This is a genomic window from Phycisphaerales bacterium (assembly GCA_016699835.1).
Lineage (GTDB): Bacteria > Planctomycetota > Phycisphaerae > Phycisphaerales > UBA1924.
The window spans coordinates 636,883-650,555 of the sequence record CP064987.1 but is presented as its reverse complement, the minus strand read 5'-3'; the positions used below and the strand labels follow the sequence as shown (position 1 = coordinate 650,555).

Below are 13,673 nucleotides of genomic sequence, written 5' to 3'. Positions count from 1 at the left end.
AGTTGAGTATCGGGTTCGCGCGACCTGTTCAAAACCGGATCAAGACCCCGAGACTTCCTCGGGCGCGACGACCGGACGTCCGTCGATGGTCGTGCCCGGCACTTGTTTGGGGTTGTTGGGGTCGGCGATAATCGGCGTGTTCCGCTCGGCTTCCTTCCGCTCCGCGTCCGTCATGTACGACGTCGGTGCCGGAGCGTTGGCGTTGCCACGCTGGGTGTTCCCGATCCACCCCATGAAGGAGGCCGCCCAGACCCAGACACCCGCGACGATGGCGACGAGCACCGCGACGAGGACCATCATCTTCGGGTCCCTGGCGGCGCCCTTCGAGGGCTTGCCCTCGTGGGCCAAATCGCTCAGGCTGGAACGCTTCGTCGGCATGTGAAACTCCGCGATTGGCTAGCCCCGGGTTCGACTCACCCCACGTCGCGCTTCTGGAAGAGCACGACGGCGAGGGAGAGGAAGAAGACCACCTGCACCAGAGTGTACACGAAGATCGTGATGAGATACGAGGGCGGAATCGGCCGGCTCTGCGAGACCGCGTCGAGGAGCCAGTAGAACTGTAGATTCGGCACGACGCCCCAGACGACCATCCAGTGCAGCCGAATTTCTGTGGGCTTGGTGAAGACGTAGTCGCCGGGAAACGGGTTCCGCACGATCGACAACGGCTTGCCGCCGATATGCCGGATGGTGATCGTCTTTGCCGAGACCCCCGTCACCACGACCGCGGGCGGCGTGCCGGGTCCCAGCATCTGGTTCGCGTCGTCGAGTGATCCCGTGAACCGATCGAATCCAGCCCAGAGCATGGGAAAGCCATTCGGCGTCGGCGAGACGAAGAGCGAATCACCCACGCGGATGGGGCTCTCGGGAGGCCCGGCCAGTTCGAGTTTCCCCTGCGTGCCCAGGGTCGCCAGTTCGGGCGTGTTGAGATCCACGGGGACATAGTCACCGACGGTTCCGGCGATGGTGTTGTGAAAGACGCGCGAGCCGACGATGGAGTTACTCATCATCGCGGCGACGAAGACGAGCATGCACGCCACGATCGTGGCCACCTGGTTCAGGCGTGTTGAGGCCGCCGTCGCCACGGCCGCCAGCACGATGAGCGCGAGGAGAAGAGTCGCGCTCGCGAGCGTGACCTGGGGCTTGAGGTCCTTCAGGAGCGACTGCCATTCCCAGTGCTTGCTCAGTGAGAGCGTGAGGATGTAGCCGATCAGCACCAGGGGAAGCATGAGCAGGACGGCCGTCTGCGGGAAACTCCACGAGTAGTAGAAGTTGCACCACGCGGCGATCGCGAGGGAAAGCAGCACGGCCCCGAAGACGAAGGTGACGACAGGCCCGTCGATCTCGTCCGCCGCCGTGCTCATGACACCGTGGCGAATGGCGAAGAGCATGAAGAGGATCATGACGACCGACGAGAGCAGGAGCGACCCGGCGACGCCCAGGAACTTGCCCAGGATGAGGGAGACGCGCGAGACGGGCTTGGAGACGATGGTGAGAACAGTCTTGTTCTCAATCTCTCGGCTCATGACGGCGGTCGCGATGAACCCCGCGAGGAGCGTCCCGCACACAAAGACCGTGGCCAGCCCGAGGTCAAAGAGGAGTTTGTCGTCCCCCTTGACCTCGCCGGTTTGTTCTAGACCCATGGTGTAGCCGGTGTTCCAGGTGTTGAAGAGTTGGAGGATGCCCGAGGCGAGGACGATGAGGAGCACCACCGGCTGGCGGAGGCTCTCGATCATCGTGTTGCGGGCGATCGTGAGGGGTTGGAGGAGCATGTGAAGGCCAAGGGTAGCAATGTCCAGCGCTGATCACAGCACGATGCGGCTGGCGACAGGGGGCGGCACTCTGGAGCGTGGTCAAAAAATTGTACGGGGATGCGAACCCGGGACTGGCTCGACCGTACACCAAGGGCCCTTCGGGGGAAATCGCGCGGAATGTGCGCGCACATCAACGATTTCCACGCCCATTCGGGCTGGTGTTGACATGGGGATGCTGGCTTGTGTCGTGATTGTCCTGAATACGGTTGATTCGAGTAGTACGGGTCAGGTGTGGAAAGCCGGGGATGAACCCGGCACAATACCAGCCCACGGTTCTCGTGGGGCGCGGGATCATGGGGAGGGATGGTGAACCGGCGAGCAGGACGCGAGAGCGGCTCCCGCGCGGTGGTTTACCCTGTCGATCGGGTGATGCTCGGGGTGAGCAACACCACAAGTACGGCTTGGGACCGTTCCGGGCCGATGGAGGCGTCTCTCGTGCGTCCGAAGCGGAATCTTCGGTGGAGTCCAGAACCACCCAACCGTTCGGGCGCCTCACTCGGTCGCGCGACCGGTGAGTTCAACCACTTCTCGCGGGCGCTCGGCCCGTGGCGCCCAATGCGGCCTCACGGTCTCAATCAACAGGATTCCTGATGCGGGCAGACTATCTCACATACAAGCGTGCCGCCAACGTCAGCGTCATGGGCCTGGTGCTCCATGTCGTGATGGGCGGCGCGATGTTGATCTATGCGCGTCTGAGCGCCGACCACGCGGCGATGACGCTCGCCCTGTACATGCTCCTGGGTGCCGTTGGCTGGCTGGCCCTCACGATCCTGTATGACCAGCACCGGCGCGAGCGGATCGAGTCGATCGAGGCCGACGCCCTCGCCGCCGCCGAGGAATCGTCAACGATCTTTGGCGGGGCGTCCGAGTTCAGGGTGGCCCAGAAGCGGCTGAAGAGCCTCTACAAAGTGTTCTCGCCCACGATCAGCGTCGTTATTGGCGTGGCCTTGCTCGGGGTCGCCTGGTGGCGGCTCTCGTCGCTCGGCGTCTTCTCGGAGACGGGCACGATCACGTTCACAACATCTCGTCACAAGGAGTGGGGGCTTGGTCTTGGGCTTGCGGTCTCGGGCATCGGATTCGTCTTCGCTCGATACGCCTCCGGGATGGCCAAGCAGGAGTTCTGGGCGAACCTTCGTGCCGGTGCGGCGTTCACTGCCGGGGCGTCGGTTCTCGCGCTGGTCCTTGCCATCTCGCAGTTCATCGATCTGATCACGTCGACCGAGGACGCATGGCTGAAGATTGTGGTCGTGGGTTTCGCCGTCGTCGTGGGAATCCTGGGCATCGAGGTCTTCCTCAATGTCCTCCTGGATGTGTATCGCCCGCGGAAGGTCGGCGATGTCGCGATGCCCGCCTTCGGGTCGCGCGTGCTCGGATTCGTCGCGGCCCCGGATCGCATCGCCCAGTCCATCAGCGACGCGATCAACTATCAACTCGGTTTCGACGTCACGTCGGGGTGGTTCTACCAGTTGCTGGTGAAGTCGCTCGCGCCGCTCGTGGTAGTGGGCTTGCTCACGATGTGGCTGCTCTCCTCGCTCGTGGTCATCCAGCCTCACCAGCGAGCCACGATCCTGAGGTTCGGACGCGTGGTGCAGGAGAACGTCACGCCCGGCCTGCACGTCAAGATGCCCTGGCCGATCGATCGTGTCTACGTCCCCGAGTTCTTCGAGAAATCCTCGTCCTCAGACGCGATGCTCCTCCGAGACCGGACCGTCACGGGAATCCGCCAGACGCAACTTGGATCGGACCCGCCGGCGAACAAGGGAGAGCCGATCCTCTGGACCAACGACCATCTCGGCGTCGAGGTGCTCCAGATCGTCCGTTCTTCCGGTGAGGTCACGTTCGGACGCGACGGCATGGCAGGCATGTCCCTCGTCTCCGTCGAGATCCCGCTCAAATATGTCGTCGAAAACGTCTCGCTCTTTGATGAACTCGCTCCGCCCGAGCAGCGCGAGCAACTCCTCCGGTATGTCGCCCAGCGCGAGGTGCTCCAGTATCTCCACACCGCCACGCTCGACGAGGTGCTCGGCGATGGACGGGCCACGATCTCCAACGAGCTCAAGTCGCGGATCTCGGCCGCCTTCGATCAACTCAATCCCGATTCCACGGGCAAACCCCGCGGCGCCGGCGTGAAAGTCGTCATGTGCTCGATCACCGGTGTGCACCCGCCCAAGCAGTCCGACGTGGCCGCCAGTTTCGAGAAGGTCGTCGAAGCGGACCAGAAGACCCAGGCGTTGCTCACGACGGCTCGGGCGGACCATGTGAAGGAACTCACCGATGCCGCGGGTTCGGTGGAGCAGGCCGAGTCGATCGTGAAGATCGCCGACCAGCTCAAGGGCCTTCGATCTTCGGCGAGCGCCGATAAGCCCAACGCTCGGACCATGGAACTCGAATCGGAGATGAACCGCCTTCTCGACGCCGCGGGGGGGAACGCCGCGGTGACGATCGCCGAGGCGAAGGCCACGCGTTGGACGCGCTACATGGACCTTCGTGGCCGGGCCGAGCGATACGCCGGGCAGTTGCTCGCGTACAACGCCTCGCCCACCGTCTTCCGCGCCTCGATGTACGCCGACACGCTCCGCGACTCGCTCAAGAATGTGAGGCTCTACATCGTGGACGATCGGGTTTCGGACCTTCGCATCGATGTCGGACTCGAGGACATCGACACCGGAGCCGAGATCTTCAAACCCAAGAAGGAATGACGCCTCGTCACTCTCGAACGAACACACGGAACACGAAACGAATGACTTTGGACCGGCCCACAGACGCCGGAATTGCAGGAGACGAATCGGTGCGACGACTGCTCATGATGATTGTGGCCCTGGTCTTCCTCGGGGCGCTTCTGCTCTTCACGACCACGTACCAGGTGCGCTTCACCGAGGCCGCGGTGCTGACAACGTTCGGCAAGGCCGGGGACCATGCCGTCAAGCGCGATGCGGGACTTCACCTGAAGTGGCCCTACCCGATCCAGGCGGTGACGACGTACGACACGCGACTGCGCCCGCTCTCGGTGAAACTCGAGACACAGCAGACCGCCGACAGCCGCCAGATCACCGTCGAGGGATTCTGCACCTGGCGCGTCGCCGATCCGCTCAAGTTCTTCCAGCGCTTCAGCAATGCGGGCGGCATCGCGGCCGAGCAGTACGCCGCGGCCCAGCGTGTGCTCGAGTCAAGCCTCCGGGCCGCGATGGCTCGGGTCTCGAAGTATCGCATGAATGAACTCTTCGCCGCGACCCCCGGCGCATCGAAACTCCCCGAACTCGAGGCGGAAATCCTGCAGGCCTTCCGCGCGGCGTCGGACAAAAGCGACCTCTCCATGGATGACTACGGCATCGAGGCCGTCGCCGTGGGCATCAGCCGCATCGTGCTCCCCGAGAGCGTGACGCCGGGCGTGCTCGAGGCGATGAAGGCCGAGCGGGCGCGTCGTGCTCAGGAGATCCAGAGCCGGGGCGAGGCCCAGGCCCAGGCGATCCGCTCTCGGGCCGAGAGCGATGCCAAGCGCATCCGCGACTTCGCCGAGTTGTACGCCCAGACGATCCGCAAGCGTGGCGACGAGGAGTCCGCACCCTTCCTCGCGCGGATGAATGAGAATGCCGATCTCGCGGCCTTTCTGGAGAACATCCGCATCATGCGTGAGATGGTGAGCGCCCGCACCACGCTCGTGCTCCCCTCGTCCATGCCCGGGTTGGAACTCATCGCACCTGACGCTATGTCGCGCATTCGCAACGGTGGGAAGTCGTCCGACTCTTCGACCGGCCGCTGGTTGCGTGAGGAGGTCTTTGGCCGCGATCCAGGCCGCGTCGCGTCCGCCTCGCCGGAGTCGCAACCCTTGAACACGGAGAGCAGCCGATGAGTTTCTGGTTGCTCGGCCCGATTCGTCAGGCGGACGCTGATGACAGTGGTGGGGGTGGCGTGCCCGCCCGCCGCGCCGCCTCGGTCACGCTTCGCGACGGTCAGCCTGTCGAAACTGCGGCGACCGACGCATCTCTCCTGGACCCGGCGAACAAGTCGCTCGCCGAGGCCCTCAACATCACGTACGTCCTACTCCAGGTCGCGATGGTTGTGCTCTTTGTGCTGTACCTCGCGAGCGGCTTCAAGACCGTGAGCGAGGGGCAGCAGGCCGTGCGACTCGTCTTCGGCAAAATCAGCGACGCGAATCTTGGGCCAGGGTTCTATGCGAACTACCCCTTCCCCTTCGGCGAGATGGTCACGGTTCCTTCGGGAAAATCCGAGTCCGTTTCGGTGGACAGGGTCTTTTGGCCTGATGCCAACGGTGCCTCCTCGGGAATGATCAAGCCGACAAACGAGTCGGGGTTCCTGCTGACGGGCGATGGGAGCATCGTGCACGCGAAACTCAATGCGACGTATCGCCGCGTGGGCGCGGCCGAGTACTCTCGAACGGTGCTCAGCGACAGCGAAGCGACGAACCTGGTGGAACTCGCGATCCGACGCGGCGCGGTCCACGCGGTGGCCGAGGTCACGATCGATGACCTGCTCCGCCCGGGTGATGGTTCCGTCGGGACGGTCGCGCTCCGCGCGCGCGAACTCGCCAACGACATGCTCCGCGACATGGAGACGGGCATCACCATCGATGCGGTGCAAGTGATCGATCCGGCCGCTCCTGCAACGCTGAAAGACGACTTCGCGAAGTCGCTCAAGGCCGAAGCCGATTCCGAGCGGGCGATTGTCACCGCGCGGGGTGAGGCGACACGCACGCTCTCTGCGGTCGCGGGCGAGATCGCGCTCCCGCGCATCAACGAGAACGGCACGACGACCAACTCGCCCATCATCGCCGCTATCGAGAACTATGAGCAGGCCCTTCCCAAGGGTGACAAAGTCGCCGACGCCGCCCTCGCGACCATCTTCTCGATCTTCGATGGCACGCCCGTGGAACTCAACGGCAGCACCGTGAACGCCTCGATCGGCGGCGAGGTCTCCAAGACGCTCGTCGATGCCGAGCAGTATCGGACCGAGATCACCTCGAAGCGCCGCGCCGATCTCGAACTCTTCAATGCGAAGGTCGAGCAGTTCAAGGCCAACCCGTCGCTCATGATCCAGCGAGAGTGGTCGTCGGGCCTACGCGAGTTCCTCGCACGCGACACCGTGCAGATGTTCATGCTCCCGCCATCGACCGACACGATGGTCTTGCGTCTCAATCGCGATCCGCAGATCACGCGAGCCGCCGAGATCGCCCGGAACCAGCGTCAGAATGCCGATTCAGAGAAGGAACGCCTCCGCGAGCTGAACGACGCCCGCTTCAAGACGGACACGTCCGCCCTCACCGCGCCGCAGTAGCCAAGCCAGGAACGACACGCGATCCACACGACGGACTACACCCATGCCCGAGAGCCAGCCACACGCCGCGCACGACGCCAAGTCTGAGCCGACCCGTTCGGGGGAGCCGGTCGTCGTGTGCCAGCGACTCACCAAGGTCTTCAAGGACTTCTGGCTTCGTGATCGTGCCCGGGCGGTGGACTCGCTCACCTTCGAGATCCGACGCGGCGAGATCTTCGGCCTGCTCGGGCCCAACGGCTCGGGCAAGAGCACCACGATCAAAATGATCCTCGGGCTGCTCCGCCCAACCTCGGGCCGCGTTGCGGTCTTCGGCAAGCCGCCCACCGAGGTCTCCATCAAGCGCCGCATCGGGTACCTCCCCGAAGAGTCGTATCTCTACGGCTTCCTCAACGCCCGCGAGACGCTCGATTACTACGGCAAACTCTTCGAACTCGACCACGCGACGCGTCGGCGACGCATCGACGAACTCCTCGACATGATCGGGCTGGCGGGCGCCCAGTTCCGAGCCGTTCGTGAGTACTCCAAGGGCATGCAGCGCCGCATCGGCATCGCCCAGGCGCTCATCAACGATCCCGAGTTCCTCATCCTCGACGAGCCGACGACCGGGCTGGATCCCTTGGGCACGAAGCAGGTGAAGGATCTAATCGTCGACCTCGGGCGCCGCGGCAAGACGATTCTCCTCTGCAGCCACCTCCTCGCGGATGTCGAGGATTGCGTCGATCGCATGAGCATCCTGTATGGCGGGCAGAAGCGTGCCGAGGGCACGTGCGAAGATCTTCTCGCCAGCCGCACGCGGATGTCCATCGAGACCGAGCCACTCGATGATGACACCGTCTCGGAGATCGACCGTGTCGTCCGCAATCGCTCACACGGCGAGCGATCGATCCTCCGCGTCTCACGCCCACGCCAACGCCTCGAGGAACTCTTCCTCGACATCGTCGAACGCGCCCGCCAGGAGCAACTCTCAACTTCCGGCGCCCAATCCGGCGGTCAGACCGCGGCGTTCCTCAAGGGCGACGCGCCCGAGGGCGAGAGTCTCATCGAGAAACTCGTCAGCGAGGAGCCGACGGAACCAGTCAGGACTGTCGTCGACGCGCCGGCACCAGTTGCGCCCGAGGCCGAGATGGACAAGGCGATCGACGCGCTCCTCGACGCCTACGAGGAACCGTCCGCGTCCAAAGCCGCCCCGACTCCATCGCCCACGCCCCACTCGTCCAAGCCCACGCCAAAGCCCAAGGACGACATCGATCGCTCCGTGATCGATTCGCTTCTCGACTCCGGAGAAGACGAGAGCCGCGGCAGGAGGCGTGACGGGTGAGACTGGGCGACGTGGCGAGCACGATCAACCGCATCCAATCGGGCACGCGATTCAAGATCGCGGCCTCGGCTGTGGTGGTCATTCTCGCCGTGGTCGCCATCGTGTGGTACGCCGTACAGAACAACGCGCCAGTGTCGGGTGAAGGTGGCCCAGATGCGCCCGCTGCCATCGCCCCGTCTTCGCCCGCCGACACGACCGCACCGGCCAACGAAACCGAAGAGGCCCGGCACGCTCGCGAGTCCGACCATCGCGCCGACGCCGAGATTGCCGCAGTCTGGGAAGGCATTACTTCACAGCGGACTTCAAGCGTCGGCTTTGCTGCGCTCGTGCTCGTTCTCACGGGCGTATCGCTGGTCGTGATCTGGATCGGCCTGGGACTCACCTACCTCGCGCTTGTGGTGGTGGGGGGAGGGCTGGCTCTTCTGCTACGAGTCATACCCGCGACCAAGGGCGCCGCGCCCATCGTCGGTGGGATCGTCTTCCTGACGGCGATGTTCACCGCACTCATGCAGGCGGCCCGTCTCCTGCTTTCGGGGACAGGCCCCGTTCGCGCCATCGCGCGGAACGTCCTCGCCGAGTCGGTTCGTCTCAAACTCTCGCTCGTCGCGATGTTCCTTCTCATCGTCGGCCTCGCTCTGCTCCCCTGGCTCCTTGAGGCCGATCAACCGCTGCGATACCGAGTCCAGGCCTTCATCCAGTACGCCATCGGGTCCTCGTTCTGGCTCATCGCCCTGCTCGTCCTTGTGTTCTGCGTGGCGTCGGTCGCCTTCGAGCAGCGCGACAAGACCATCTGGCAGACGATGACCAAGCCCGTTGCCGCGTGGAAGTATGTCCTGGGCAAGTGGGTCGGCGTGATGACCCTCGCGGCGGTCCTTCTCGCGGTCTCGGGGTCGGCCGTGTTTCTCTTTACCGAGTACCTGCGGGCCCAGCCGGCGTGGGGCGAGCGAGCCGATGCGCCGTACGTCCCGCTCAACGGCGACCGGGCGACCGCCGATCGACTCGTCCTCGAGAACCAGATCCTGACCGCGCGTCGCAGCATCGAGCCGGTTGTGCCCGAGATCGACCCGAAGCAACTCGAGGACAATATCCAACGCCGCGTGCAGGAAGAAATCCAGGCGAGTACCGCCGCCCTTGCCGTTGACAGCATCTCCGATACCGACAGGCAGGCGATGTACGACGCGTTCAAGGACGAGGCCCAGAAGAGCATCAACTCGGCCTTCCGTTACATCCCTCCGACCGGCGTCCAGACCTATCGCTTTGAGGGGCTCGCCGACGCCAAGGCGAGGCACAAACTCATCACGCTTCGCTACAAGATCAACTCGGGTGCGAACTCGCCGGATGCTCTTTACAACGTCACGTTCGTTCTCAAGGGCCCGGCCCTGGTCACCAAGCAGGCCGCCCTCGCCCAGACCCAGGTCCTCCAGCTGTATCCAACCGCCATCGACGACGATGGCTCGCTCACCATACAGATCGTCAACGGCAACACCGAGACCGGCGTCGCGAACCCCGAGGCCATCACGTTCCCGAAAGACGGACTTGAGATCACCTATTCCGTCGGCACGTTCCAGGCGAACTTCGTCCGTGTGATGCTCGTGCTGTGGATCAAGATCGGATTCCTCGCGATGCTCGGGATCGCGACGGCGACGTTCCTCTCCTTCCCCGTGGCCAGCCTGATCTCCTTCGGCACGTTCCTCACCGCGCAGTCCGGGCAGTATCTCCGACAGTCTCTCGACAACTTCTCCACGACCACGAACGAGGGCAAGACGCTGGTCTTCAACACAATCGTGGCCAAGATCGCCCAGGCCGTCGAATGGGCGGTACGGACCTATGCCGATCTCTCGCCCACGCGAAGACTGGTCGATGGGATCGAACTCTCCTGGTCGTCGCTCGCGTGGGGCTCGGGTGTGCTCCTGGTGTGGACATTCCTTCTCTTTGCCATCGGATCCTTCGCCCTCAGCCGCCGCGAACTCGCCACCTATTCAGGCCACTAAGCCTGTTGCCGGATGCCCGATGCCTGATCCCATGCTCCATTCATGAAACGCGACTCGCTCATCCAGACCATCGCCACCGCCGTCATGATCGGCGCGATGGTCTGTTCCGTCTTCCTTTCGGCTCGACTCTCGGGCGTCGCCGGCCGCTACAAACTCGTCTACACCGATCGTGCCGAGGACGCCCAGAGTTGGGAAGTCTCCGCGGGGATCGCGATGGGCGCCTTCCGAGGACTCTTCGTCAACTACCTCTGGATCCGCGCCAACCAACTCAAGGAAGACGGCAAGTTTTACGAGGCCATCCAACTCTCCGACGCCATCACCAAACTCCAACCCCGCTTCCCGCGCGTGTGGGCCTTCCACGCCTGGAACATGGCGTACAACATCTCCGTCGCCACGCAGACCCCCGAGGAACGTTGGCAATGGGTCAACGCCGGGATCGCTCTCCTCCGCGATCGCGGCATCCCCGCGAACCCCAACGACATGCTCCTCCACAAGGAGCTCTCCTGGATCTTCCTCCACAAAATCCAGGGATACACCGACGATTCCAATGGCTACTACAAGCGTCGCCTCGCCATCGAGTGGACCGTTGTCCTGGGTGAGCCGCCAGCAAAGGCCTTCCTCAACACCACGCGTGAACAGGTCATCGAGCAGTACGCCACATGGCTGAATGAGGTCGCCGACGCTCCCGACACGCTCGAGGACGCCATCGCCAAAGAGCCAAAGATCCAGGACCTCGTCAATGAACTGACCCGGCTCTTCACGGACTTCAAGCCCGATCAGCGCCTGCTCCGTCCGTTCCAGATCTACACCGCGATCACCAGGTCGGGCCGCAATGACCTGCTCCGCTCATCCCTCGGTGATAGGGAGCGGGCCTTCTTCATGCTCGCCGACAGGCCAGAATACGCCACAGCCTGGCGGACACTGCTCGCTCACACACGCAAGCGGATCCTCATCGACCACTACCACATGGACCCGTACGTCATGGTCCGCTACACGCGAAAGCACGGGCCCATCGACTGGCGGCACCCCGCGGCCCACGCCCTCTACTGGGCCCAGCGTGGCGTCGAAAACGCGTACGATCGCGCGACCTTCCTCAACGCCAAGGACTTCGACTTCATCAACACCGATCGCCAGGTCGCCCAGTCGCTCCAGGACCTCTTCCGCACGGGCGATGTCTACTTCTCCTTCCTCTCCTCCCTCGAGCAGCCCGTGCCCATGTACATCGTCGCCCCCAACGAGTATTTCATCCGCAGTTATGGCGACGTCCTTCAGGAAATGCGCGACCGCTCCCGCGTGGACCAACTCTCGCGCGGCTATTCCCCGCTCTCCGCTGGCTACGAGAACTTCCTGCGAGACGCCGTCTGCTACCTCTACCGGCTCGGCGACCGCGCCCAGGCCGACGAGTGGTACACACGCCTCCGCACCGACCCGTGGTGGAACCTCAACGATACCTTCGGGCGAAAGGAGGAACTCTCCATCCCCATCGCCGAGTTCGTCCAGAAGGAGACCGAGACACGCTTCGATTCTCCCGCGGTCGCGATCCAGCAGGTCACGGCCTCGATCTTCGGGGCATACGTGAAGGGCCTGCTCTCCGGGGATGGCAATCGCTTCCGATCCCAGATGGAGTTCGCCAAGCAGGCCCATCGCTATTACCTCGAAGAACAGGTCCGCCGCGCCAACGCGAACGGAGGCGTGTGGCGCATGGAACTCATGGACCGCGACTTCGGCTTCCTCGCCGGGACGCTCTTCGCCCAGTTCCTCTCGTCGATCCCGCTGGACGATGCCGAGAGCGTCTATGCTCGGGCGCCGGACGAACTTCGCCACTATGCCTACGTCGCGATCCCGCAGATCTTCGGCCAGGAGATCGAGCAGACCGCCAAGGCCGAGACCGCCAAAGGGCTCAAGGCGCGCACGGTTGAAGACATATTTCCAAGGCCCGAGGACCAGGACCAGTTCCGCGTGTGGCTCGACGCCGAGATGGCAAAGCGTGCGTCGCAGAACAACGCCGACATCGAGACCAAGTAACCGGTCTCGTGACGTGGCCTCAATCTCTGGTCCAAGTCGGGTGGGTGGGGACGTGGGCGGAGTTTGGCTCAGCGCGTCGGCGGCTCGGCGTAGTGCAACTCGAGATACCGTGCCACATAATCAATAATCGAGTTCGCCTCGGGAATGTCCGGGTTGGAGGTCATCCCCATCGGCTCGAATCGCATCCCGGCAAATCGCGACACCGCCTCGCGGATGGGAAGCCCATGCTGCAGGCACAGCGAGAACGCCCGGCAGAACGCCTGGCACATCCCCGACAAGGTCGAGCCTTCCTTCGCCATCTTGATGAAGATCTCGCCCGCCCGACCATCCGGATACAGCCCGATCGTGAGGTACCCCTCATGGCTGGCGATCGAGAACTTGTGCGTGACGGACTCGCGAGTGACTGGGAGTGCTTGTCGCGTGGCGATCATGTCGTCGTCCTGACGTGAGCCCGTGTGGTCGGCCATGGGCCGGGACTGTATCGGAGGCAGCCGTGCCCGCGAGCAGCCCTTTGGGCCAGTGCGTATCGGCGACTCCGCAATCCCGAGGCCAGAAAACCGAATAACCCTATCGGACCCCGTCCAAACCGACGGGAGATCGCTTCACTGACGGGCTGATCGGTGTGCAGTGGTTCGATTGAATCTCCTTGGAGTCTGGGGCTTGTCTTGGCAAGGTTGTCGATCGATAATTGCTGACAACACCGGTGCCTTGGCCGGGACTTGTATGGATTATCGATCAGCCACAACTCCTGAGCAGCCCACCGCCCCCAAGGGTGCGGCTCGTTCCATGCCCCGAGTCAACCTCGCCGGTCTCTCGATCGTCCTGCTCGTGGCGTTCATGGGCGGTGTCGCGGCCTTGGCCGAGCCTTCGAGCCAGGCGTTCACCCAGGGCGTCGCCCACATCCGATCGGTCCTTGGCGAAGACGCCTTCCACGCCACGCGTCCGTCGGTTCCCGTCGCACACACGTCGCCCACCGGGTTCAAGGTGGCCGAACTTGATGCTTCGCTCGGTGTGTCGATCGATGCCGAGCCGATGGCGATTTGCCTCGTCCGCGAGTCGCTCCTCGCGCTCCCTCCGCCTTGGTGCTGAGCATACCACGCGGCCTTGGCCTCTTCTCACATGACGCCGGCCGCTCGACGGCTTCCAGTCAGTCGATGCCACTCGCGGCGATCCTCATCGGGCTTGCCGCTTCCTTTTCGGTGATGTTGCCGTCACCACACGTCACGAAACACAAAC

At 63.8% G+C, this 13,673-nt stretch carries 10 protein-coding genes; 7 read left to right on the top strand and 3 right to left on the bottom strand.

Translation table 11 applies throughout. The features are described from left to right. Nucleotides 1-39: 39 nt before the first annotated feature. Both IPK69_02735 and IPK69_02730 read right to left on the bottom strand, forming a co-directional pair. Complete coding sequence (locus tag IPK69_02735) at nucleotides 40-378, bottom strand: hypothetical protein (GenBank protein ID QQS09556.1); 339 nt, start codon at nucleotides 376-378, stop codon at nucleotides 40-42. 35 nt (nucleotides 379-413) lie between these two features. Further along, nucleotides 414-1,769, bottom strand: a complete 1,356-nt coding sequence (locus tag IPK69_02730) for an ABC transporter permease (protein QQS09555.1) — start codon at nucleotides 1,767-1,769, stop codon at nucleotides 414-416. A 632-nt stretch (nucleotides 1,770-2,401) separates the two neighbouring features. On the opposite strand from IPK69_02730, the gene IPK69_02725 reads away from it, so the two are divergent. The 6 genes from IPK69_02725 to IPK69_02700 all read left to right on the top strand — a co-directional run bounded on the left by IPK69_02725 (nucleotide 2,402) and on the right by IPK69_02700 (nucleotide 12,437). Further along, the gene (locus IPK69_02725; protein ID QQS09554.1) at nucleotides 2,402-4,510 is read left to right on the top strand and encodes a hypothetical protein; all 2,109 of its coding nucleotides are present in this window, start codon (nucleotides 2,402-2,404) and stop codon (nucleotides 4,508-4,510) included. Between the two features lie 89 nt (nucleotides 4,511-4,599). Beyond that, entirely contained in the window at nucleotides 4,600-5,661 is a 1,062-nt protein-coding gene (locus IPK69_02720) for a hypothetical protein (GenBank protein QQS09553.1), read from the top strand. Beyond that, nucleotides 5,658-7,103 carry a hypothetical protein gene (locus IPK69_02715; protein ID QQS09552.1) on the top strand — a complete coding sequence of 482 codons (1,446 nt, stop codon included), beginning with the start codon at nucleotides 5,658-5,660 and terminating at the stop codon, nucleotides 7,101-7,103. The genes IPK69_02720 and IPK69_02715 overlap by 4 nt, the downstream gene beginning before the upstream one ends. A gap of 43 nt (nucleotides 7,104-7,146) precedes the next feature. Then, nucleotides 7,147-8,421, top strand: a complete 1,275-nt coding sequence (locus tag IPK69_02710; protein ID QQS09551.1) for an ATP-binding cassette domain-containing protein — start codon at nucleotides 7,147-7,149, stop codon at nucleotides 8,419-8,421. Continuing rightward, nucleotides 8,418-10,412 (top strand): hypothetical protein, encoded by a 1,995-nt coding sequence (locus tag IPK69_02705; GenBank protein ID QQS09550.1) that lies wholly within the window; start codon nucleotides 8,418-8,420, stop codon nucleotides 10,410-10,412. Before IPK69_02710 ends, IPK69_02705 begins: the two co-directional genes overlap by 4 nt. A gap of 42 nt (nucleotides 10,413-10,454) precedes the next feature. Beyond that, nucleotides 10,455-12,437 (top strand): hypothetical protein, encoded by a 1,983-nt coding sequence (locus IPK69_02700; GenBank protein QQS09549.1) that lies wholly within the window; start codon nucleotides 10,455-10,457, stop codon nucleotides 12,435-12,437. A 68-nt stretch (nucleotides 12,438-12,505) separates the two neighbouring features. Here IPK69_02700 and IPK69_02695 read toward each other — a convergent pair whose 3' ends face one another. Beyond that, nucleotides 12,506-12,904, bottom strand: a complete 399-nt coding sequence (locus IPK69_02695; protein QQS09548.1) for a hypothetical protein — start codon at nucleotides 12,902-12,904, stop codon at nucleotides 12,506-12,508. Between the two features lie 319 nt (nucleotides 12,905-13,223). Here IPK69_02695 and IPK69_02690 point away from each other — a divergent pair, with 319 nt between their 5' ends. Further along, the gene (locus tag IPK69_02690) at nucleotides 13,224-13,526 is read left to right on the top strand and encodes a hypothetical protein (protein ID QQS09547.1); all 303 of its coding nucleotides are present in this window, start codon (nucleotides 13,224-13,226) and stop codon (nucleotides 13,524-13,526) included. The last annotated feature ends 147 nt before the right edge of the window (nucleotides 13,527-13,673 follow it).